This is a genomic window from Novosphingobium sp. RL4, from assembly GCF_035658495.1.
GTDB lineage: Bacteria > Pseudomonadota > Alphaproteobacteria > Sphingomonadales > Sphingomonadaceae > Novosphingobium.
On the sequence record NZ_CP141944.1, the window covers coordinates 425,000 to 446,123 of the forward strand.

A 21,124-nucleotide genomic window follows, 5' to 3' on the forward strand; every position below is an offset into this window, starting at 1 on the left:
CGAGCGGCCGTCATCAGACCGGCTTTTCCGCCACGCTCGCCGTCTGGTCCGCGCGGAAGGTCTTGAGGCGTTCGGCCAGCGCCGGGTCCGACGTGGCGAGGATCGCGGCGGCGAGCAGGCCCGCATTGGCCGCGCCCGCCTCGCCGATCGCCAGCGTGCCCACCGGGATGCCGGCAGGCATCTGGACGATCGAGAGCAGGCTGTCCTGCCCCGAAAGCGCCTTGGACTGCACCGGCACGCCCAGCACGGGAAGATGCGTCATCGAGGCGATCATGCCGGGCAGGTGGGCGGCGCCCCCGGCTCCTGCGATCACGACCTTGAAGCCTTCGCCGTCCGCGCCCTTGGCGAAGTCGACCAGGCGATCCGGCGTGCGGTGTGCCGAGACGATGCGGGCGTCATAGGCGACACCCAGCTTGTCCAGCATGTCGGCTGCGCGCTGCATGGTCGGCCAGTCGGACTGGCTGCCCATGACGATGGCTACAGGAGTCCCCACCCCGCTCATCTCAACGCTCCGAAAGGTAATAGCGGTCGAGCACCGCGAGATCGTCTGCCAGTTCGTAGACGATCGGTTGACCGGTCGGGATTTCCAGACCGGTGATCTCGTCGTCCGAAATGCCCGAGAGGTGCTTCACCAGCGCGCGCAGGCTGTTGCCGTGGGCGGAGATCAGCACGTCGGCACCGGCCTTGAGGTGCGGCACGATCGAGCCTTCATAGTAAGGCAGGACGCGGGCGATAGTGTCCTTGAGGCTTTCGGTCTGCGGCACGTCGATCCCGGCGTAGCGCGGGTCGGTGGAGAGATCGAACTCGCTGCCGATTTCGAGGACCGGCGGCGGCGTGTCGAAGCTGCGGCGCCAGATCTTGACCTGATCGTCGCCGTGCTTTGCGGCGGTTTCGGCCTTGTTGAGGCCGGTGAGGCCGCCGTAGTGGCGCTCGTTCAGGCGCCAGTCCTTGGTCTCGGGAATCCACAGCAGGCCGGCGGCTTCGAGCGCGAAGTGCAGGGTGCGGATCGCGCGGGTCTGGAGCGAGGTGAAGGCGACGGTGGGCATAATGCCCTTTTCCTTCAGCAGCGCACCTGCGGCGCGGGCTTCTTCCTCACCCTTTTCGGTGAGGTCGACGTCCCACCAGCCGGTGAAGCGGTTCTCGAGGTTCCATTGGCTCTGGCCGTGGCGGACGAGGATCAGGCGAGGCAAGGCGTACTCCCAGGTCTCATCGGCGATCCCCTCGGGAAACGCCCGTTGGCAGACTGACTGAATGTCTGGGCGCAGCCCCTAGCTTTCCGGGGGCGATTTGGAAAGCCTGCCTGATTCGTTTTCGCTTTCCGATTCGGACAAGGGCGCGGAATCCCCTCCCGCGTTCAGTGCACGGGCCTGCTGCTTGCGGCGGCGAAGATTTTCGCGGAGCTTGGCTGCAAGCCGTTCCTCGCGGGATTGCTGGGCATTCGTCATGGTCCGGGCGTCTTTCGAAGGGCCTTCGATGGCGGGCGAAATGGCTTTCTGAAAAAGAATACGCAAGAGCCGCTTGACAATCCCCCCCGTCACGGACATTAGCCCGCCCCTGTCCTGGGTCGCCAGGACGGACGCCTCCGGAAACGGACATAAGGCGCTGCTGTAGCTCAGTGGTAGAGCGCGTCATTGGTAATGACGAGGTCGGGAGTTCAATCCTCCCCAGCAGCACCATTTCCCTCACATCGATAAATGGTTGCCCGCAGTTTGCTGCGGCCGCACGCGATCGGCTGCGGCGCGTGGCTGTGGCCAATATGCTGCACTGCGGCGATGTCATGGAAGTGCCACGCTGTCGGCACATAACTGTCATGAACGATGCCTAGAGGCGCCCCTGAATTCGTCGTCATATTCGTCGTAATACAGGGGCCTGCCCAGAATGAAGACTTCCATTCGCCTGATCGCGGGACTGCTCGCATCGGCTTCCTTCGCAACCATCGCCCATGCCGGCGAAGTTGTCGGCAGCGTCCATGATGCCTCGGGTTCTCGCCCGTTGCAGTCCGCTTCGGTCCGCATCGTCGAGCTGAACCGTTCTTCCGAAACCGACCGTACGGGCAGCTACGTGTTCGGTGACGTGCCCGCGGGCACTTACACGCTGGAAGCGCGCTACGTCGGCGCCGAAGTCACCACGCAGACCGTTTCGGTCCCGGCGACCGGCCGTATCTCCGGTGACTTCGATCTCCCGGCGATCGGCGGCGGAGACATCCTCGTCACCGGCCAGACCGCGAACCTCACCAGCGCCCTGTCGCGCCAGAAGGCCGCCGATGGCGTTGTCTCGGTGCTCACGCGCGACGCGGTGGGCCAGTTCCCCGACCAGAACGTTGCCGAATCGCTGCGCCGCCTGCCGGGCGTGAACATTCTCAACGACCAGGGCGAAGGTCGCTATGTGTCGGTCCGCGGCCTCGATCCGGATCTCAACGGCACTTCGCTCAACGGCGTGCGCATGCCCGCGCCGGAATCGGATGCCCGCTCGGTCGCTCTGGACGTGGTTTCGTCAGACACGATCGAATCGGTCGAAGTGAAGAAGTCCTTCACGCCGGACATGGACGGCGACTTCATCGGCGCGTCGGTGGAGATCAAGACCACCAGCGCCTTCGATTCGAAGAAGAACCGCTACTCGCTCAGCGCCGAAGGCAGCTGGAACGATTATTCGGGCAAGGTCACGCCGAAGGGCGCCTTCGACTTCACCCAGAAGCTGGGCGAAAACTTCGGCATCGCCGGCTCGGTCAGCTACTACAAGCGCAAGTTCGAGACCGATAACGTCGAGACCGGTGGCTGGCATGCTGACGACGATGGCAACGCCTGGGCCGAATCGGTCGAATACCGCGACTATGACGTTGAACGCACGCGCATCAACGCGGCGCTTTCGGCCGACTGGCGCGCATCGGAAACCACCAAGGCCTATATCCGCGGCAACTGGGCGCAGTTCGACGATCACGAATATCGCCGCCGCACCACGCTGGACTTCGGCGATTTCGACACGCCCAGCGCGATCACCGCGACCGGCGCGACTTTCGACGGCGCAGACGAGCGCATCACCGTGGAACGCGATCTCAAGGACCGTTTCGAACGCCAGCGCATCCGCTCGGTCGCCATCGGCAGCGATACCGACACCGGCACGCTGAAGTTCAACTGGCAGGCCAGCTATGCCAAGTCGTCCGAGAAGGAGACCTTCTCGATCGATCCGACCCGCTTCCGCGCCCGTTTCCGTGCCGGCACCGTCGTCGACATGGATTACTCGAACACATACTATCCGACCTATTCGGTGACGGAAGGCGCGGACACGTTCAACGACGCGTCCGAGTATGAATTCAACAAGACCGAATTGACCACCCTGTCGGACAGCCAGGACGAGGAATGGGCGGTAAAGGCCGATCTCGCCCGGACTTTCGCGGGTGACAACGGCGACTTCACCGTCCAGGTCGGCGGCAAGGCGCGGTGGCGCAAGAAGTCCTACGACTTCAACATGACCTATTACGAACTGGCGGACGGTGCGGACTACACCTTGGCCGACGTGCTGGGCACGCAGACCTATCGCCTGCTCGACATGGGCCCGGTCTCCAGCAAGACCGGCCCGGCCGACTTCCTGCTGGCCAACCCCGATGCCTTCGTGGTCAGCGACTACGACAGCGTGCTCAATTCGGCGGTGAGCGACTATTCGGTGCGCGAAGACATCCAGGCCGGCTATGCACTGGCGCGCTGGGACAGCTCGACGCTGCGCGTGATCGGCGGCGTGCGCATGGAGCGCACGCACAACAAGCTCAACGGCAGCCTCGTCTCCGACGACGGCGACACCGTCACCATCGATCCGGTGACCTACAAGCGCAACTACACCAACTGGCTGCCAAGCCTGACGATCCGCTACAGCCCGCAGCAGAACCTCGTGGCCCGTCTGGCCGGCTACAAGACGATCGTGCGTCCCAAGCTTTCGCAGCTTGCGCCGCGCTTTACCGTCAATGAGGACAACGAGGCCGAATTCGGCAACCCGAATCTCAAGCCCTACCAGGCTTGGAACTTCGACGCCGGCTTCGACTACTACTTCGCCAACAACGGAGCCTTCTCGGTTGGCGGGTTCTACAAGTCGATCAAGGACTACGCGGTCGATCGCCGCTTTTACGACTACACGATCGACGGCGCGACCTATGACGAAGTGCTGATGCCGGTGAACGGCGACAAGGCGGAAATCGCCGGCGTCGAAGTGAGCTACAGCCAGGTCTTCTCGATGCTGCCTTCGCCCTTCGACGGCCTGCTCACCCAGTTGAACTACACCTACACTTATGCCCGCGGCACGGTGTTCGACGGTGACGACGTGGCGCGCCGCATCTCGCTGCCGAATGCGTCGAAGAACACCTTCAACGTCGTGCTCGGCTACGAGAAGGGCCCGGTCAGCCTGCGTGCTGCCGGTACCTTCCGCGACAAGTACCTCGACGAAGTGGGCGACGACGCCGAGACGGACCGCACCGTCAACCAGCACTTCCAGCTTGACCTCTCGGCCAAGTACAAGCTGACTGACAACATCCGCCTCTTTGCCGACTGGGTGAACGTGAACAACGCCAAGTACTTCGCCTATCAGAACCTGGCGGGCGCCAAGCGCGTGCTCCAGTACGAGGAATACGGCTCGACCGTGAAGTTCGGCGCGCGGGTGACGTTCTGATGAAAGTCGATTTCACGAACATCGCCGGTATCGTGAAGCAGGGGTCGGGAGCTTTGCTCCCGGCCCTGGTGCTTTCCGGCGTGCTTTCCGCCGGCCTGCTTTCCGGTTGCGCGACCACGGGCGGCCCGGCTCCGGTCATGCTGCCCGCGGTCGACGTGCCGGCACAGGCGGAAACCCAGCCGGTCGGCACCGCGAACGTCGATGCGGCGGACGATCCGGCGATCTGGCGCAATGCGGCCGATCCCGCCGCCAGCCTGATTCTGGGAACGGACAAGAAGGCCGGGCTCTACGTTTACGGTCTCGATGGCAAGGTGCGCGATTTCGCGGCGGCCGGGGCTCTCAACAATGCCGACCTTCGCGAAGTGCGCTTTGCCGACGGTTCGAAGCGTATCCTGGTGGGGGCGAGCGATCGTACCGACCGGGCAGAACCGCGCATCGCCCTGTTCACGCTTGACGGCGGGACCGGCAAGCTCGCGGCGCTGGGGGCGGAGGCGTTCCTGCCTGCGGGTCATGCTCCGGCCGAGGCTTACGGTTTCTGCATGGGCAATGCCCTGGCGCGCGACGAACTGGCGAGGGCCTATGTCGTGCTCAAGGACGGGTCGGTGGCGGAAAGCCGATTGGTCGAACGGGAAGGGCGGATCGCCGCCGACTATGTGCGTCTGGTGAAATTCGCCACCCAGTCGGAAGGCTGCGTGGTCGACGATGCCGGCAAGGTGCTGTTCGTGGCCGAGGAGGACGTCGGCATCTGGAAGGTGCCGCTGGCCGGCGAGGCGCTCGTGGCCCAGCCCTTCGCCCGCGTGGGCGCCCAGGATGGCCTCGTCGCCGATGTCGAGGGGCTTGCCGTCGCGCGCGAGGATGGCGGCCGGGCGTGGCTCGTCGCCTCGAGCCAGGGCGACAATGCCTATGCGCTGTTCGACCTTTCCACCGGCAAGCCCGCGGGCCGGTTCCGCATCAATGGCGGCACGATCGACGGCACGAGCGATACCGATGGCATCGAAGTCATGCTGGGCGATTTCGGTCCAGCATTCCCCGAAGGCCTCATGGTCGCGCAGGACGGCAACAATGCGCCGGAAGCACAGAACTTCAAGTTGCTTTCATGGAAGTCGATTCGCACCGCACTCGGCATCGAGTGACGGGGTGAGCGGTTGGTCGCGTAAGTGTTGAGACTTGCGCGGCTGCTGCGGTAACAAGGCCGCGATGGTGAGATTTCCGAATCGCATGAACGGCACGGCCGCCGCTGCAGCAATGGCTGCGGCGGCCGTGGCGATTCCCGGTACCGCTTCGGCGGACGTGCTGGAAATCGGTTCCGGCGGCTATCAATGGGTGGCGGGCGGCCCCGCCAAACCTGCGGTGGATCCACTGGCGGCTTCTGCGGGCGAGGCTCCGATGGTCGAGTTCGCTAACGATGCTGCTGCCGCCGCGCCGGGCTCCGCGCCGACCGAGATAGATGCCACGCTGTTGCATCCGCGTTCGATCACGGAAGCTCTCGACGCTGCCGGTCCGATGCGCTGGCGCGCGCGTGTCGCCGAACTGGCGGCGAAGTATGATATCAGCCCGACCCTGCTCGAAGCGGTGGTCTGGCAGGAAAGCCGCTGGAACGAATTGGCGATGTCCCCCGTTGGCGCGCGCGGTCTGGCGCAGCTCATGCCGGGTACGGCCGCACAGATGGGCGTGAATCCCGGCGATCCGATGGCCAATCTGGAAGGCGGCGCGCGCTATTTGCGCATGCAACTCGATGCGTTCAACGGCGATATCGAAAAGGCGCTGGCGGCCTATAACGCCGGGCCGGGCCGGGTCCAGAAAGCAGGCGGGATTCCGCGCATTCGCGAAACCCAGGCCTATGTCGCCTCGATCATGGCGCGGTTGACCGATCCCGTTCGCCGATAATTTTTCGCAAAAAACCATCGAAGGAGCGGCCGGAGACGGAGCGTCTCCGGCACCGCAGCCTGTTCAGCCCAGCAGCTTCCGGGCGATGCTGCGCACTTCCTCACCCATGTCCGCCCGGTCGAGCGCGATGGCGAGAGTGGCTTCGACGAAGCCGACCTTGGAGCCGCAATCGAACCGCTGGCCGGCGAAAGTAACGGCGTGGAACGGCTGCTGGCCGATCAGCTTGGCCATCGAATCGGTGAGCTGGATTTCGCCGCCTGCCCCTTTGCCCTGGTTGGCCAGCAGGTCCATGATTTCCGGCTGAAGGATGTACCGGCCCGAGACGATCTTGTTGGAAGGCGCCTCATCGACCTTGGGCTTTTCGACCAGACCCTTGACCTCGGTGAGTGCGCCATTGCTGGCGCCGGGGGCGATGACGCCGTAGCTGGAAACTTCCTCACGCGGCACTTCCAGCACCGAGACGAGGTTGCCGCCGACTTCGTTATAAGCCTCCACCATCTGGGCCATGCAGCCCGGGGAGCCATACATCAGTTCATCGGGAAGGAAGATCGCGAAAGGTTCGTCGCCGATCACCGCGCGGGCGCACCAAACCGCATGGCCGAGGCCGAGGGGAACCTGCTGACGCACCGTAACGAGATTGCCGGGCTGGATTCGCGTCGGTTCCAGGGCATCGAGCGACTTGCCGCGCGCGGTCATCGTGGCTTCGAGTTCGTAGGCCGTGTCGAAGTGTTCGACGATTGCCGTCTTGCCGCGACCCGTAACGAAGACGAATTCCTCGATCCCCGCTTCACGCGCTTCGTCTACCGCATACTGAATCAGCGGCCGATCTACGACAGGTAGAAGCTCCTTCGGAATCGCCTTGGTGGCGGGAAGAAAGCGGGTTCCAAGGCCGGCGACCGGGAACACCGCTTTACGGACGGGCTTTTTGTACTGTGGTGCAGACATGGTTAAAGGTCTGACTCCGTTTGGTTACAATGAAGTTAAAGCCGCTTCGCAGACGCAGCGCAACAGTCTATCCAAGTTTCTCCGAGCCGTGCTTGCTGCACGGCCAAATCCCGTTAAAGAGCGGGCAATGGACAAGATCATCATCGAAGGCGGCAAGCGCCTTTCCGGCACCATTCCCGTTTCCGGTGCGAAGAACGCGGCGTTGACGCTGCTGCCTTGCGCCTTGCTCACCGAAGAGCCGCTGACGTTGCGCAATTTGCCGCGTCTGGCGGACATCGACGGGTTCCAGCATCTGATGAACCAGTTCGGCATCTCGACGATGATCGCGGGCAGCCGTCCTGAAGATTTCGGCCGTGTGATGACCTTGCAGGCGCCGCGCATTACCAGTTCGGTGGCGCCCTACGATCTGGTGCGCAAGATGCGCGCTTCGATCCTCGTGCTCGGTCCGATGCTGGCGCGCATGGGCGAGGCGACCGTTTCGCTGCCCGGCGGCTGCGCGATCGGCAATCGCCCGATCGACCTGCACCTCAAGGCGCTCGAAGCGCTGGGCGCACAGATCGAGATGGCGGCGGGCTACGTTCGCGCGATCGCGCCGGACGGCGGCCTGCCGGGCGGCCGCTATTCCTTCCCGGTGGTCTCTGTCGGCGCGACCGAGAACGCGCTGATGGCGGCCGTGCTCTGCAAGGGCAAGTCCACCCTGCACAATGCAGCGCGCGAACCGGAGATCGTTGACCTTTGCAATCTGCTCGTCGCCATGGGCGCGCAGATCGAGGGTATCGGCACGTCCGACATCACCGTTCACGGGGTGAACCGCCTGCACGGCGCGACTTACATGGTCATGCCGGATCGTATCGAGGCGGGCTCCTATGCCTGCGCGGCGGCTATCACCGGCGGCGAAGTCACGCTGAAGGGCGCCAAGATCGAGGATATGGAAGCCACCGTGCAGGCGCTGCGCGATGCGGGCGTCCATGTCGAACCGACGGCCGAGGGGCTTCACGTTGCGGCGGATGGTCCGCTCAGGCCCGTCACGCTTTCGACCGCACCCTATCCGGGCTTCGCCACCGACATGCAGGCCCAGCTCATGGCACTTCTGTGCCGGGCCGAGGGTTCGAGTGTCCTGACCGAGACGATCTTCGAGAACCGCTACATGCACGTTCCCGAACTGAACCGCATGGGCGCGCATATCGAAACCAAGGGGCGCACCGCCATCGTCCACGGCGTTCCCCGGCTCACCGGGGCCGAAGTCATGGCAACCGATCTTCGCGCCTCGATGAGCCTCGTGATCGCAGGTCTGGCGGCCGAGGGCGAAACGCAGGTCCACCGTCTGTACCATCTCGATCGCGGTTATGAACGTCTCGAGGAAAAGCTCGCTCTGGTCGGCGCACAGATCGAACGGGTCGGCGGCGAGTAAGGCAACCGTTCGCGATCATGGCGCGTTGCTCTTACTGAATACCCGAGAGGAGCAACGACCATGGGCCTGATCAAGTTGGCCGCAGCCGGCGCAGTCGGCTACGCACTTTACAAGTACGCGAACCGCGACAAGGAAGAAGCAGCTGCCGGAGGCGGTTTCGGCCACGTCCGCGATGCCGGGCCGGAAAGCATGACGACCAAGCCGCCGCGCTGGTCGAAGACGGACGAGGCGATCGACGAGAGCTTCCCGGCCAGCGATCCGCCTTCCAGCTACTGAATTCTACCTACTGAGTTTCCTGCGAGCCATCGCAGTGTACCCGAGGGGCGGGGCCGCAAGGCTTCCGCCCCTTCCCGTTTTCAGGCCGGCTCAGGTCCGCAGCGTATCGACCAGCCAGACGCGGATGGCGCTGGCCAGGCCGGGAGGCGTTTCTGCTTCCAGGCGGTCCGCATCGATCCGCGCGACCAGCGCGTTCAGCGGCACGCGCTGGCGCACGGCGATTTCCTTGAGCATGTCCCAGAACAGCGGTTCGAGACTGATCGAAGTCTTGTGCCCGGCGATCTCGATCGAGCGCTTGATCGGCGGGTGGTAAAGTTGGGTCATGGAAGAGAGCGTAGCCGGGTTGGGGAGGAGGGGAAACGTCAACATCGCGCCGGGATGGGGTCCACGCCGCCTAGCGTTTGGTGACAGCCAGTGCCGCACGGTCGAGCGCCTCACGCAGCTTCCAGGTTCGCGCCTCGAATGGGCCGGGCGTCAGTTCGTTGGTCATCAGGATCGCGACGACATCGTGAGCCGGGTCGGCGAAGAAATAGGTGTTGGCCGAGCCTGACCAGCTGCCGGCGCCCACCGGCAGTCCCCCGCGCGCTTCGGTTCCGGGGTCGCCTATCGCAAGGCCGTAGCCGAAGGGGCTGTCGAGATGTTCGCCGCCGCCCGTCCTCAGGCGAGGGGTGTACATGGCATCGACCGATTCCGGTTTGAGCAGCCGCTTGCCGTGCCACTTTCCGCGACGGGCCAGCATTTCCGCGAAATGGCGATAGTCCTCCAGCGTTCCGGCCAATGCACCGCCGCCATCGCGCAGCCGCGCGGAGTTTCGATATTCCGACGTTTCCGGCAGGTCCACCGCACGGAGGCCCTGTTCGGTCGCCAGGTAGCCGGTGACGAGACGTGGTGCCTGCGTGTCGCTGACGACGAAAGTCGTGTCCTTCATCTCCAGCGGGTCGAGGATGTTGCCTTTGAGGAAAGCATCGAGGCTTTCGCCGGAAACGCGCTCGATCACCGCGCCGAGTACCGTGGTGGAGAAACCATAACTGAAGCGCTCGCCCGGCTGGTGGAGCAGGGGGGCCTGGCCCAGGCGGGCCACGAGGTCATCCAGCGTCGCGGCGGGCGGCACTTGCGCATGGGCGCTGGCGACGGCGGTGGCGCGGCTGACGCCTTTTTCGCGATACCAGCGCTGGACCGGGGTATCGCCCATGAATTCGTAAGTGAGGCCGGAGCGGTGGAGTAGCAGGTCCTCGATAGTGACCGGACGTGTAGCGGCAATCGTGTCAGCCGTTTTGCTGCCGTCCCAGACGCGCAAGTTCGCCATTTCCGGCAGATACTTGCCGACAGGATCGGTCAGCGCGAGCTTGCTCCGTTCGGCCAGCATCATGATCCCGACCGAGGTGATCGGCTTCGACATCGAGTAGAGCCGGAAAATCGCATCGCGGGCGATCGGACGCCGGCTTTCGATATCGGCGTAGCCGCTCGAAAGCTCCACTAGCGGCTTGCCGTGCTGTTCGATCAGCACCAGCGCCTGTGGCAATTCGCCTGAGGCGACCATCGCGTCGAGTTCGCGTTGCAGTGTCTCGGCTGGAGCGGCGGCAAGCGAGGGCGCTGCGGAAAACAGCGCCGTCGCCGCAAGCAGCAGGTGCAACTGCATCGACGGGCTCAGAAAGGCCGGTCGCCGGCCACCGTCACGCGGAAGCCCGAGCGGACCTCGGGGAAGTAGTCCCATACCGCGAAGTGCTGGGTGCAGCGATTGTCCCAGAAGGCCACCGAATTCTTCTGCCAGCGAAAGCGGACGTGGAAATTGGCGTCTTTCACATGGTCGAACAGGAAATCGAGCACGGCCTTGCTCTCGGGGCCGGACAGCTCGTTGATCTTCGTGGTGTAGGACGAGTTCACGAACAGCAGCTTGCGGCCGGTGACCGGATGGGTGCGGATCACCGGGTGCGAATTGCAGGGGTAGGTCTTGGTCGAATCCGGGAAGATCGCCTTGTAGACGTGGTTGGCGTCGTGAACGGCGGTCAGCGGATCGAGGAAGGCCTTCATTGCCGGGGACAGCGCGTCATAGGCCGCATACATGCTGGCAAAGAGCGTATCGCCGCCGTCTTCGGGCAGGGTGTGGATGTGCAGGATCGAACCCATCGGCGGTTCGGCATCGGCTGAGAGGTCCGAATGCCAGTTTTCGCCCGCGACGAACTTCGAATTCTCGTCGGCATGGATCGCGACGACTTCGGGATGGTCGGGAAGCCCGGCGACGCCCGAGTGAATCGCCAACCGGCCGAAAGCGCGGCCCAGCGCCTTGTGCGCCTCGTGATCGATATCCTGATCGCGGAAGAACACGACCTGGTGCTTCATCAGCGCGTCGTGAATCTCGGCGAAGGCCTGGTTGCCGAGCGGCTGGCGCAAGTCGACCCCGAAGATTTCCGCGCCGATGCGCTTGGTCAGGGGGCGGACGTCGATCAGTTCATAACCCATTGTCGGGCTCCGGTTCTTGTCTTCTTGGGCACGCACCGGACGCGGAGTGAGGGCTCTCGCGTCCGGTGCGTTCGGTTTCATTCGGGATCGCGAACGCTGCCCTTCTCGGGAAAGATGCGGCGTTCGATGCGGCAGTGGATGCCCTGCGTGCCGTCGACCACCTGAGTCACGCCGAAGTCGGCAGCGACGCTCATCAGCGAATAGCCGTCGTTGCGCGAAAGGCCCTGATGCTCTGTGAGGAGGTGGAGCATGTCCAGCGAGGCGGACTTCATCGCCTTGTCCAGATTCTCTCCGAAGCCGTGGACGATCCAGCAATCCGGCGTTTCCAGCAGCGGCGAGGGGAAAGAGAAGTCCTTGCGCAAGATGATCTGGAACAGCACGTCGAGCGAGGATTCGATCGCGGTGCCGCTGATCTCGCCATCGCCCTGGCTGATGTGGGGGTCGCCGATCGAGAACAGGCCGCCCTTGACCTGCACCGGGTAATACATCGTCGCGCCCGCGCCGATGCGCCAGTTATCGATATTGCCGCCGTGAAGGCCGGGGGGAATCGTGCTCACCGCCTCGTTGACGGCCGGCGCGACGCCGGCGGTGCCGAGGTGCGGACGGGCCGGGATTGTGATGCCGGGTAGCGCGGTGGAGCGGTCGCATTCCGGGCAATGGGTGATGCGGCCGGGCACGACATATTTCTCGTCCACGTCATAGGCGTAGAGCGCGCTGGCAGTATTGGCGTTGGGATCGATCTTGTAGATCGTGACGCGCTCGGTCTCGCCGAACTCCTCGTAGAGATGGCCCCAGTTGGCGGCGAGGTTCGAGCCGTAGTTGAAGCGCGGGCGCATCGCCATGTAGCGCACTTCCAGCATGTCGCCCGGTTCGGCGCCCTCCACGAAGATCGGGCCGGTCATGATATGGCAACCCGGCGCACGGGTGGCGGGATCGATTTCGGTGAAGATGCGGCGGATGTCATCGTCGAACATCAGGTCCGGATCGTCGCCGGCATGGTGCGTGACGGCTTGCGCCTGGATCAGGTCGCCGCTCTTCACATAGAGCGCCGGCTTGATCTCGGGCGAGAAGTAGCCCCAGTGCACCGTTTCCGGCGTGGCCCGAAGATGGTGCAGGGCCGACGGCTGGAGAGCGGCCTCCCTGGCGGGCTCGGGCTTAAGGCTGATCAGTGCCATCGGAACTCCTGTTGGGAAGGAAATGGGGTGCGGGCGCTTATTCGGCGCCGATCAGCACGCTCGTCATGCTGAGCGACTTGTGCTGGATGAAATCGGGTTCGAAGGTTGCCGCCTCGTCCTCGTGGCGGGCGCCCAGGACGTAGAGCAGCGGCAGGAAATGGTCGGAACTCGGCACCGAGAGCCGGGCGGCATCGCCCAGTGCCTCGTAGTCGATCACGGTCTGCGGATCGTCGGAGGCGATCGCCTTGCACATCGTGGAGTTGAACTGCTCGGCCCAGGGATAGGGATCGGCGGCCGGGTTGGCCCAGTCCATCGCCGGCAGGTTGTGGACGATGTTGCCGGTTCCCATGATCAGCACGCCCTCGTCGCGCAGCGGGCGCAGCATGCGGCCGACCAGCCAGTGCTCGGCCGCGCTCTTGCCAAGATCCATGCCAAGCTGGATCACCGGAACGTCCGCTTCGGGATAGGCATGGACCAGCACAGACCAGGTGCCGTGGTCCAGCCCCCAGTTGGCGTCCATGCTCACCGGCATCGGGCTGAGCAGTTCGCGCACGCGTGTCGCCAGTTCCGGATCGCCGGGGGCGGGGTACTGCACGTCGAACAGAGCCTGCGGGAAGGCGCCGAAGTCGTGGATCGTGCGCGGCTGGGCCATGGCGGTGACGGCGGTGCCGCGCGTCTGCCAGTGGGCCGAGATGCACAGGATTGCGCGCGGCTTGCCGATGCCCTCCGCGATCTGGTTCCAGGTCCGGGTGACGGCGCTCTTTTCCAGCGCCACCATCGGGCTGCCATGTCCGAAGAAAACGATGGGAAGGCGGCTCATTGTGCGTCTGGCTCCGGGTATAGCTTCGATGCGTGCAGGCTATGGAGAAGCGGGGCGGGCGGTCTTGCGGCGGCGCGCACAAGAACTTGTCGCGCCGCCGTGGAAGCCCCTGCCTATTCGCGCGTGTAGTCCTCGGGAATCTGCGGATTCTCGCCGGCCTTGCCCCACAGCAGTATCTCGTTGCCCCAGGGATCGGCGAAGGCGTGGTTGTAGCCGTTGAATTCCTTCCAGTAATGGTTGCGCCAGAGCACCTTGCCGCCCAGCTTTTCGGCGGTGGCGAGAATGCGTTCGGGGCTGTCGTCGTCGCCGATCAGCACCCAGATGCGCGCCTTGCGGCCATCGGTGGACAAGGTGCGCGGCTCCACGCCTTCGGGATTCGGGTGCGGGCGGGCGTTGTTCGCGTCGAACACGCCGAGGTGGAGGTTGCCGATCTGGCTGTCCGACCCGTCCTTGTTCTGGAAGAAGCCGCCAGGGACCATGCGGTGGTAGATACCGTGCGGGCGCGCGTCGTTTTCCCAGCCGAAGACTTCCGCATAGAATTCGCCGGCCTTGGCGGGATCGTCGGTGGCGAAGTCGACGAAGATGAGGGTGTTGGTCATGTAGGCGTGCTCCCGTTGGTATGGAGACAGGCCTAGCCGGTAGGTTTGCGGACGCTCGCCATGCCGCGCACGAATCGTTGATTCCTCGCGCCTGCCCGGAAGCGCGGATAAAAAGGCGGCGCCCGGTACGAGACCGGACGCCGCAGACCGTCGGGAATGGGTGACGGTAAAACTCTGTAAATCAGGCGCGCAGGCGGGTGACCGGGGCAGCCAAAGGTTTCTGGGGCCCGCGGCGGCGGTCCCATTCGCGGCGATAGCGCTCCACCAGCCAGACGTTGAGCAGGCGCTGGGCCCCCTCCTGCCAGGAGTAGCGACCGCGCGGCGCGAACTTCGAGCGCAGGCCCTGCTGGACCAGCTCGTCGACGTGGAAGTCCTGGCTGACGATCTCCTCGACCGCTGTGTCGTTCATCTTCATCTTCAGCTCGAACAGCGGATCGTCCATGGCCTCGGGCACCATCAGCGTGCCGATGGTCAGGGCGTGCGACTGGGCCGAGCGCGGGTCCATGATGAGATAGAGCACGGTGTCGTTCAGCACGACCAGCGAGAGGCTGGGCGGCAGGTTCACGAAGAGGAGCCGGTTCTGCTCCTCCTCGGTAAGCTTGGGGAACACCGGGAAGACCGACTTCTGCGTGGCGTTGAAGGCGGCGTTCTTGTGAAGCGTGCCGTTGAGCCGGTAATAGCCCGCCGAATCTTCCGGCACTTCGGGGAAAGTGGCGAGCCCGCTCGGGATGAAGTCGTGCAGCGGCCCTGCGTGCAGGCGGCTGGCGTGGTAGCCGTCGTTGTTGTTCTCCAGCATGACTTTCCAGTTCCAGGGGAACACGGTGGCTTCCTCTGGACGCGGCCCGCGCAGGTTCGCGAAGTCATAGTTGGCGACGACATCCTCCAGCCCGGAAAGGCGCGGGGTCAGCGGCTCGGCTTCGGGGTCGAGGTTGATGAAGACGAAGCCGTGCCAGATCTCGTGCCGGATTTCCGGCAGGCTGGCGGCCTTCTTGTCGAAATTGCAGGTGCGGTTCATCGCCGGTGCGCCGACGAGCGTGCCGTCCAGATCGTAGGTCCAGTGATGATAGGGGCAGACGAAGGCGCGGGCATTGCCGTGACCCTCCGCCACCAGCATGGCGCGGTGCTGGCAGACCGCCGAAAGCGCCTTGACGGTGCCGTCGCGCGTTTTGGTGACGATGATCGGCTCGTCCGCGCGGGTCACGGTGAAGAAGTCACCGGGCTTTTCCAGCCACTCGGCACGGCCGACGCAGAGCCATTCGTGCTCGAACAGGGCAGCTTTCTCGAAGTGGTGGAATTCCTCGTCGGTATAGCAGGCCGGAGGCAGCGTGTCGGCTTCGAGCGTGTCCTTGATGGAACTGCCAAGGCTGTCGAAGAACTGATCGTTGAGTAGAGTCATTCCTGCCTGATCCCCGTATCGGTGAGACCGGGGAGAACGCCGTGCGTCCTCCCGCAACAGGGGGAGACTAGCGGGTGCCGCAGGGCAGGGCTTTGCACTGGGCGCAGTGACTTTTGGCAGGAATGGACACCGCTCTGCGAAGTCCGCTTCAAAAAAATGCAAAAGCCACCCGAAGCGACTACCGCGCTTCGGGTGGCGTTCACTTCCGGCGGGAACTGCTTATTCGGCCGGGACCATTCCGTCTTCGTCGATCGCGGCTGGCTGCGGGGCGGCTGGTGCGGGGCGATAGACCGGCGCACGCAGGAACAGCACCGCAACGATCGTGGCGGCAGCCAGCAGCAGGGCAAACACGAGGATGGCCAGCGAATAGCCGCCGGTCACGTCGGCGATCCGGCCGGCACCGATCGGGCCGAGGACCGCAAGGGTCGTTGCCGTGGTGGCCATGGCGGTCATATCGCCGGCGATGCCGGCGCCGAAGTAGCGCAGGAGGAGGATATGGGCCGAGAGCCAGGCCATGCCCCAGCCCAGTCCGAACAGCGTGGCGGCTGCCGTGGCGACAAGCACCATCGAGGCGGACCACAGCAATGCCATGGCCAGGGCCTGCAGGGCGAGTCCCGCTACAAGAATGCGGCGCGGGTCGATGCGTTCGCACAGGGTGCCGGTCAGCCCCTTGGCGCCGGTGCCGGCAAAGGCCAGCAGGCTCATGGCGATCGCGCCGGGCGCGGCGCCTTCGCCGAGGTTGGCGATGTGAGCCACGAGAATGGAGTGCGCCGAAGTGACCGCCGTCTGCACCACCGTCATGATGAGGGCGAGAATCAGGAAGCTCGGGGTCATCAGCGCCTGCTTCACGGTCCACACGCTGTTCTGCGCCGGGGCGGCCTGCTCATGGCCCGCGCCCTTGACCTGCTCGACGCTTTCCACCTTCACCGCGTCGCGGATGCAGGCGAGGCAGATCAGGCCGAGGATGAGGGCGCTTACGGACATGACCAGCCAGTGCAGGCGCCAGTCGCCGGTCAGGCCGACGATGCCGCCGACGATCAGGGGGCCGACGATGCCGCCTGCCGCGCCGGTCATGAAGTAGAAGCCGATCATCCGCGAGGAGGTGCGCGGGAACCATGTCGCCAGCAGGTAGACGGCGGGCGAGGGAGCGACGAGCGAGAAGCCGATGCCCATCAGCGTGGTGGCCACGAAGAACAGCGTCAGGTGCTCGATCTGCGAAGCGATGAAGAACCCGGCGGCAAGGGTGAGGCAGCCCGCAAACATCGTCAGCCGGGTGCCGATGGATTTCATCAGCAGCGGCGGCAGCGGGCTGGCGAGACCACAGGCGAGCCCGAGCAGCGAGAAGCTGAGCCCCGCGGCCGCCTTCGACCAGCCGAGCTGCGCCACCATCGTATAGAGCACATAGCCGAGAGAGGTGAAGGTCGTCGCCGTCACGAAGAAGAACCCCAGCGAGGCGGCGAACATGACGAGGGCACTGCGCGGCATTGCTACTCCTGCGGGCTCCGTCCGGATGGAATCGCCGGACTGACACGCCGTGCAGGCTCTCATGCTGCGGCTGCACACTCTTGATGACCTGCGCCTAGATAGTTGATCGAGGCTGCGGAACAAGGATCGGCGGCACTTTGTCCGAAAAGGAAAGGGCGCGGAGACCGAAGCCTCCGCGCCCTTTGCCGTTCCCGCGACCCTTTCGGGCCGGATCAGAACTTGTAGCCGACCGAAAGGATCACCTGACGCGGCGGAATGAAGGTCTCCATCACCTGGGCGCTGCCGTAGGGGTCGGAGAAGCGCGAGTTCACGCCGTTCTTATCGAAGAGATTGACGACGCGCAGGGTGACGTTGGTGTTGGTGTCCTGGGGTTCGTACTTCAGCATCAGGTTGACCTGCGTGTACGAGGGCGTGATGTCGACATCGCCTTCGTTGAACAGGCGGTACTGGTACTTGCCCCGGTAGATCAGCTGGGCACGGGCGGTCAGTTCGCCCGGACCGACCTGACCGTTCCAGGTCGCGGCCACATTGCCCTGCCAGCGCGGCAGCTTGGGGATGCGGTTACCCTTGATATCCTCCCGCGCGGCATCGCGTGCCGCCACGGCGGCGGCGAAGTTGGTCCAGAACAGGTAGTCGGGATAGCCCGCCGCGTTCTGGGCATTGGCGGCGTTGGTCGGATCGAGCGCGAGGTAGTGCGACGTGAATTCGCCCTCCAGATAGGACATCGAGGCGTCGAAGCGCAGTCCTTCGGTGGGAATGTAGGAGCCTTCGAGTTCGAGGCCGTAGACACGCGCCTTGGGGGCGTTGCTGATGCCCTCGCCGTAAAGGATCGGGTCTTCCTCCAGGAACTGCATGTTGCGATAGTTGTAGAGGAAGGCCGAACCGTTGATCTGGAGCGTATCGCCCAGGAACCGGTTCTTGGTGCCGATCTCGAACGAGTCGACGGTTTCCTGCTTGTAGGTCGGCAGGATCGAGTAGCTGTTGCCTGCGGAAGCGGAAGAGTTGATGCCCCCCGGCTTGAAGCCGCGCGTCCAGCTTGCATAGACCATGTTGTTTGGCGTGATCTGGTAATCCAGCGCGACCTTGCCGGTCCATGCATCGCCCTTGCGGCCTCCCGTGGAGGAAGGCTGGAGATAGGCGCCCGAGGTCTGGCTGGAAGTGCCGCCGGACATGCTGTCGAACATGCCGGTGGCCTTGTCGTGGTTGTATCGCACGCCGGCGGTCAGCTTGAGCTGGCTGGTGAGATCGTAGGTGCCCTGTGCGAAGAAGGCGTAAAGATCGCGCTTGATCGAGGACAGCTCGGCATAAGTCAGGTTTTCGATCGCGGGATCGTTCCAGGCCGTGCTGGTGGGCAGCGCCGGGGAAAGGATGTCGCCGGTCGAACCGCGGTATTCGTTGATGTACTGGCTGTTCTTGGAGTGCAGGTAGACCCCGCCGAGAACCCAGTTGAACGGGCCGCTGCCGTTGGAGGTCAGGTTGAGCTCCTGGCTCCAGCTCTTGGTGTCCGATTCCCACAGCGGCACATGGTCGTAGGCCACGCCGGTGAAGCTGATCGGGTTGTAGGTGTTCTGGAAGAACGTTTCGGTGTCGAGGCCGTCCGAATCCCACGCCTGTTCGGAATGGAGCTTCTGGTAGCCGGTGATCGACTTGATCGTGGCGAACGGCGTCTCCCACTTCACCACGCCGGTATAGAGCTGCGTCTTGACCTTGGAGCGCCCCGGATAGTCCTGCGTCAGTACGCGCGGATCGGTTTCGGGATCGAGGATGTTCTTCTGGGCGGGGCCGTTGGTCTCGCTGTTGAACTGCACCGTGTTCAGCACGACCGAGAAGTTCGAGGCAGGCTGCCACTTGGCGCCGAGACGCCAGCCGGTCTCGTCCTGATCGTCGAGGTCGTACTTTTCTACACCGGGCACCTTGGTGGCATAGGCGTAGCCGTCATGCTTGGTGTACTGGAAGGCGCCGCGCACCGCGAGGGTGCTGGACAGGGGCACGTTCACCGCGCCCGAGCCCTCCATGTAGTTGTAGTTGCCGATCCCGGCGTTGAGATTGCCGCTCAGGCTCTCGGTGCTCGGCTCGATCGATACGACGTTGATGGTGCCGCCGGTCGATCCCTGTCCGAACAGGGTGCCCTGTGGACCGCGCAGTACCTCGACTTGCGCCACGTCGATGAAGGCCGCGCTCGCGGCGATCGAGTTGAAGATGTAGACGCCGTCGATGTGATAGGAGACACCCGGCTGGGTGTTGGTGTTCTCGGGCGTTTCCGAACCGATGCCGCGGATCGAGATGATGCGCTCGCCGCCGCCGCTGCGGGCGACCACGAGACCGGGAACCGTACCGTTGAGGCCGGTAATGTCGTTGATGTTCGAGGCCTTGAGCGTTTCGGCGGTGATGGCGCTGACCGAAAGCGGCGCCTGTTGCAGGCTGACGTCGCGGCGCTCGGCAGTGACGACGATATCGGTAAGGCCTTCGGACGGCGCGGCGGCAGCGGTGGCTGCTGCTGCTGCGGCTTCCTCGGCGTGCGCGCTGCCCGATGCGAACGCGAGGAGAGAAACGCTCGAGGCGAGCGCGTAGGCGATTCGTGACTTGCTGATCATGGTAGCTCCCCGAACAAAGTCAGACCGATTCCCGGTTTTGCGGCTCGTGCTTGTGCTTGTGGCCGCTTGTCGGAAAATCTGGCGCGGGGAACGGACGCGGTCTTGTGCATTTGCGAATAAGTACTTGACCGTTGAAACCTGCGACGGAGGGCGAAGTTAGTACGAATCGCCGGTTTTCCAAGGCTTGTACGGGTTAACGAACAGGAGTTTTCCCGCAGCCCGCTTTCTTGCAATGCAAAATCGGCGGGGCATGGCGTCTTGCGTCAAGCTGCCGGGTGGTCTGGCGACAAGACCGGGCGCCGGAGGCATGGCAATGGCGGGATGAGTTCGAAGGTCGGCGGCGCAGGCTTTGATCACGCCGCCCCTCAGGGAGAAGCATGGCCATGACCACCGGCATCGCAGAAAGGCTCGCCACCCGTCCGCTCGGTTTGACGGGCATGGAGATCAGCCGCGTCGGATTTGGCGCCTGGGCCATCGGCGGGCCGGACTGGGCGGTCGGCTGGGGCGCGCAGGACGATGCAGATTCGATCCGTGCCATCCGCCATGCCGTGTCACGCGGAGTGAACTGGATCGACACGGCGGCGATCTACGGCCTTGGCCACTCCGAGGAGGTGGTCGCGCGCGCCCTTGCGGAGATGCCCGTTCACGAACGGCCCTATGTCTTCACCAAGTGCGGGCAGGTCTGGGATCCGAACGACCGCAATTCCAAGATTCGCGTCGGCCGCAAGGCGTCGATCGTGCAGGAGGCCGAGGATTCACTGCGGCGCCTGCGCGTGGAGCGGATCGACCTGCTGCAGATGCATTGGCCGGCAGAGGACGGCTCGGCGCTGGACGAATACTGGGGCGCCTTGCTGGAACTGAAGGCGGCGGGGAAGGTGAGGGCGGTCGGCCTGTCCAATCATGATGCCGGGCAACTGGCCGAGGCTGAGGGCATGGGCCATGTCGACACCCTTCAGCCGCCGCTTTCGGCGTTGAAGCGCGGTGCGATGGAACGGGACCTGCCATGGTGTCTTGCCCGGGATACCGGGGTGATCGTCTATAGCCCGATGCAGTCGGGCCTGCTTTCCGGGGCCTTCTCGGCCGAGCGCGCGGCGGCGCTTGCCGCGGATGACTGGCGTAGCCGCCATCCTGACTTCACCGGGGAAAATCTTGTTCGCAACCTGGCCGTGGCAGCGGCGATGAAGCCGGTGGCAGAGCGGCACGGGGTGTCGCAGGCTGCGGTGGCGGTTGCCTGGGTGCTGGCTGTTCCGGGCGTGACGGGGGCCATCGTCGGCGCGCGCAGCCCGGCGCAAGTGGACGGCTGGGTGGCCGCGGCCGGTCTAGTGCTGAGCGATGAGGACTTGGCCGGAATTGCCGCCGCCATTCGCGATTCCGGTTCGGGCTCCGGTCCCGTTCCCGGCTGATTTCCTTCTTTCCCTCGATC

At 64.5% G+C, this 21,124-nt stretch carries 19 protein-coding genes and 1 tRNA gene; 7 read left to right on the top strand and 13 right to left on the bottom strand.

Annotated features, from left to right (window positions below; genetic code table 11):
• Positions 1-13 precede the first annotated feature (13 nt).
• The 3 genes from purE to U9J33_RS02125 form a co-directional block, all read right to left on the bottom strand.
• Positions 14-502 carry a 5-(carboxyamino)imidazole ribonucleotide mutase gene (purE, locus tag U9J33_RS02115; RefSeq protein ID WP_324697552.1) on the bottom strand — a complete coding sequence of 163 codons (489 nt, stop codon included), beginning with the start codon at positions 500-502 and terminating at the stop codon, positions 14-16.
• 1 nt (position 503) lies between these two features.
• Entirely contained in the window at positions 504-1,190 is a 687-nt protein-coding gene (gpmA, locus tag U9J33_RS02120) for a 2,3-diphosphoglycerate-dependent phosphoglycerate mutase (protein ID WP_324697555.1), read from the bottom strand.
• Between the two features lie 78 nt (positions 1,191-1,268).
• Positions 1,269-1,544, bottom strand: coding sequence for a hypothetical protein (locus U9J33_RS02125; protein WP_185998949.1), 276 nt, complete (start codon positions 1,542-1,544; stop codon positions 1,269-1,271).
• 57 nt (positions 1,545-1,601) lie between these two features.
• On the opposite strand from U9J33_RS02125, the gene U9J33_RS02130 reads away from it, so the two are divergent.
• The 4 genes from U9J33_RS02130 (at position 1,602) to U9J33_RS02145 (ending at position 6,540) form a co-directional block, all read left to right on the top strand.
• Positions 1,602-1,676: transfer RNA gene (locus tag U9J33_RS02130), tRNA-Thr, on the top strand.
• Between the two features lie 202 nt (positions 1,677-1,878).
• The gene (locus U9J33_RS02135) at positions 1,879-4,653 is read left to right on the top strand and encodes a TonB-dependent receptor (protein WP_054442014.1); all 2,775 of its coding nucleotides are present in this window, start codon (positions 1,879-1,881) and stop codon (positions 4,651-4,653) included.
• Positions 4,653-5,786 (top strand): phytase, encoded by a 1,134-nt coding sequence (locus U9J33_RS02140; protein ID WP_324697559.1) that lies wholly within the window; start codon positions 4,653-4,655, stop codon positions 5,784-5,786. Before U9J33_RS02135 ends, U9J33_RS02140 begins: the two co-directional genes overlap by 1 nt.
• 85 nt (positions 5,787-5,871) lie before the next feature.
• Positions 5,872-6,540 (top strand): lytic transglycosylase domain-containing protein, encoded by a 669-nt coding sequence (locus U9J33_RS02145; RefSeq protein ID WP_324697561.1) that lies wholly within the window; start codon positions 5,872-5,874, stop codon positions 6,538-6,540.
• Positions 6,541-6,603: 63 nt separating this feature from the next.
• On the opposite strand, the gene galU is transcribed toward U9J33_RS02145, so the two are convergent.
• The gene (galU, locus tag U9J33_RS02150) at positions 6,604-7,485 is read right to left on the bottom strand and encodes a UTP--glucose-1-phosphate uridylyltransferase GalU (RefSeq protein ID WP_054442011.1); all 882 of its coding nucleotides are present in this window, start codon (positions 7,483-7,485) and stop codon (positions 6,604-6,606) included.
• Between the two features lie 127 nt (positions 7,486-7,612).
• Here galU and murA point away from each other — a divergent pair, with 127 nt between their 5' ends.
• Together murA and U9J33_RS02160 are read left to right on the top strand one after the other, a co-directional pair.
• The gene (murA, locus tag U9J33_RS02155) at positions 7,613-8,896 is read left to right on the top strand and encodes a UDP-N-acetylglucosamine 1-carboxyvinyltransferase (protein ID WP_185998301.1); all 1,284 of its coding nucleotides are present in this window, start codon (positions 7,613-7,615) and stop codon (positions 8,894-8,896) included.
• Between the two features lie 60 nt (positions 8,897-8,956).
• Positions 8,957-9,172 (top strand): hypothetical protein, encoded by a 216-nt coding sequence (locus tag U9J33_RS02160; RefSeq protein ID WP_054442009.1) that lies wholly within the window; start codon positions 8,957-8,959, stop codon positions 9,170-9,172.
• A 90-nt stretch (positions 9,173-9,262) separates the two neighbouring features.
• Here U9J33_RS02160 and U9J33_RS02165 read toward each other — a convergent pair whose 3' ends face one another.
• The 9 genes from U9J33_RS02165 to U9J33_RS02205 form a co-directional block, all read right to left on the bottom strand.
• Positions 9,263-9,496 carry a ribbon-helix-helix domain-containing protein gene (locus tag U9J33_RS02165; protein ID WP_324697565.1) on the bottom strand — a complete coding sequence of 78 codons (234 nt, stop codon included), beginning with the start codon at positions 9,494-9,496 and terminating at the stop codon, positions 9,263-9,265.
• Between the two features lie 70 nt (positions 9,497-9,566).
• Complete coding sequence (locus U9J33_RS02170) at positions 9,567-10,811, bottom strand: serine hydrolase domain-containing protein (protein WP_324697567.1); 1,245 nt, start codon at positions 10,809-10,811, stop codon at positions 9,567-9,569.
• An 8-nt stretch (positions 10,812-10,819) separates the two neighbouring features.
• Entirely contained in the window at positions 10,820-11,632 is an 813-nt protein-coding gene (locus U9J33_RS02175; protein WP_054442007.1) for a TauD/TfdA dioxygenase family protein, read from the bottom strand.
• Positions 11,633-11,709: 77 nt separating this feature from the next.
• Positions 11,710-12,807 carry an acetamidase/formamidase family protein gene (locus tag U9J33_RS02180; protein ID WP_324697569.1) on the bottom strand — a complete coding sequence of 366 codons (1,098 nt, stop codon included), beginning with the start codon at positions 12,805-12,807 and terminating at the stop codon, positions 11,710-11,712.
• A 37-nt stretch (positions 12,808-12,844) separates the two neighbouring features.
• Entirely contained in the window at positions 12,845-13,627 is a 783-nt protein-coding gene (ygiD, locus tag U9J33_RS02185) for a 4,5-DOPA dioxygenase extradiol (protein WP_132468611.1), read from the bottom strand.
• Between the two features lie 113 nt (positions 13,628-13,740).
• A complete protein-coding gene (locus U9J33_RS02190; protein ID WP_324697572.1) occupies positions 13,741-14,226 on the bottom strand; it encodes a VOC family protein in 486 nt (161 codons plus the stop codon).
• Positions 14,227-14,407: 181 nt separating this feature from the next.
• Positions 14,408-15,622, bottom strand: coding sequence for an aromatic ring-hydroxylating oxygenase subunit alpha (locus U9J33_RS02195; protein ID WP_054442004.1), 1,215 nt, complete (start codon positions 15,620-15,622; stop codon positions 14,408-14,410).
• A 219-nt stretch (positions 15,623-15,841) separates the two neighbouring features.
• The gene (locus U9J33_RS02200) at positions 15,842-17,107 is read right to left on the bottom strand and encodes a CynX/NimT family MFS transporter (RefSeq protein WP_292635196.1); all 1,266 of its coding nucleotides are present in this window, start codon (positions 17,105-17,107) and stop codon (positions 15,842-15,844) included.
• Between the two features lie 212 nt (positions 17,108-17,319).
• The gene (locus U9J33_RS02205) at positions 17,320-19,701 is read right to left on the bottom strand and encodes a TonB-dependent receptor (RefSeq protein WP_324697576.1); all 2,382 of its coding nucleotides are present in this window, start codon (positions 19,699-19,701) and stop codon (positions 17,320-17,322) included.
• A gap of 377 nt (positions 19,702-20,078) precedes the next feature.
• Here U9J33_RS02205 and U9J33_RS02210 point away from each other — a divergent pair, with 377 nt between their 5' ends.
• On the top strand, positions 20,079-21,104 hold the full coding sequence (locus U9J33_RS02210; protein WP_324697578.1) for an aldo/keto reductase: 1,026 nt from the start codon (positions 20,079-20,081) through the stop codon (positions 21,102-21,104).
• The last annotated feature ends 20 nt before the right edge of the window (positions 21,105-21,124 follow it).

Bases quoted from the DNA above. Each gene is read 5' to 3' on its own strand.
- U9J33_RS02210 (WP_324697578.1), top strand. From the start codon at position 20,079: ATGGCCATGACCACCGGCATCGCAGAAAGGCTCGCCACCCGTCCGCTC.
- murA (WP_185998301.1), top strand. From the start codon at position 7,613: ATGGACAAGATCATCATCGAAGGCGGCAAGCGCCTTTCCGGCACCATT.
- ygiD (WP_132468611.1), bottom strand. From the start codon at position 13,627: ATGAGCCGCCTTCCCATCGTTTTCTTCGGACATGGCAGCCCGATGGTG.
- purE (WP_324697552.1), bottom strand. From the start codon at position 502: ATGAGCGGGGTGGGGACTCCTGTAGCCATCGTCATGGGCAGCCAGTCC.
- U9J33_RS02125 (WP_185998949.1), bottom strand. From the start codon at position 1,544: ATGTCCGTGACGGGGGGGATTGTCAAGCGGCTCTTGCGTATTCTTTTT.
- U9J33_RS02200 (WP_292635196.1), bottom strand. From the start codon at position 17,107: ATGCCGCGCAGTGCCCTCGTCATGTTCGCCGCCTCGCTGGGGTTCTTC.
- U9J33_RS02195 (WP_054442004.1), bottom strand. From the start codon at position 15,622: ATGACTCTACTCAACGATCAGTTCTTCGACAGCCTTGGCAGTTCCATC.
- U9J33_RS02190 (WP_324697572.1), bottom strand. From the start codon at position 14,226: ATGACCAACACCCTCATCTTCGTCGACTTCGCCACCGACGATCCCGCC.
- U9J33_RS02140 (WP_324697559.1), top strand. From the start codon at position 4,653: ATGAAAGTCGATTTCACGAACATCGCCGGTATCGTGAAGCAGGGGTCG.
- U9J33_RS02170 (WP_324697567.1), bottom strand. From the start codon at position 10,811: ATGCAGTTGCACCTGCTGCTTGCGGCGACGGCGCTGTTTTCCGCAGCG.
- U9J33_RS02160 (WP_054442009.1), top strand. From the start codon at position 8,957: ATGGGCCTGATCAAGTTGGCCGCAGCCGGCGCAGTCGGCTACGCACTT.
- U9J33_RS02135 (WP_054442014.1), top strand. From the start codon at position 1,879: ATGAAGACTTCCATTCGCCTGATCGCGGGACTGCTCGCATCGGCTTCC.
- U9J33_RS02165 (WP_324697565.1), bottom strand. From the start codon at position 9,496: ATGACCCAACTTTACCACCCGCCGATCAAGCGCTCGATCGAGATCGCC.
- U9J33_RS02175 (WP_054442007.1), bottom strand. From the start codon at position 11,632: ATGGGTTATGAACTGATCGACGTCCGCCCCCTGACCAAGCGCATCGGC.
- U9J33_RS02205 (WP_324697576.1), bottom strand. From the start codon at position 19,701: ATGATCAGCAAGTCACGAATCGCCTACGCGCTCGCCTCGAGCGTTTCT.
- galU (WP_054442011.1), bottom strand. From the start codon at position 7,485: ATGTCTGCACCACAGTACAAAAAGCCCGTCCGTAAAGCGGTGTTCCCG.
- U9J33_RS02145 (WP_324697561.1), top strand. From the start codon at position 5,872: ATGAACGGCACGGCCGCCGCTGCAGCAATGGCTGCGGCGGCCGTGGCG.
- U9J33_RS02180 (WP_324697569.1), bottom strand. From the start codon at position 12,807: ATGGCACTGATCAGCCTTAAGCCCGAGCCCGCCAGGGAGGCCGCTCTC.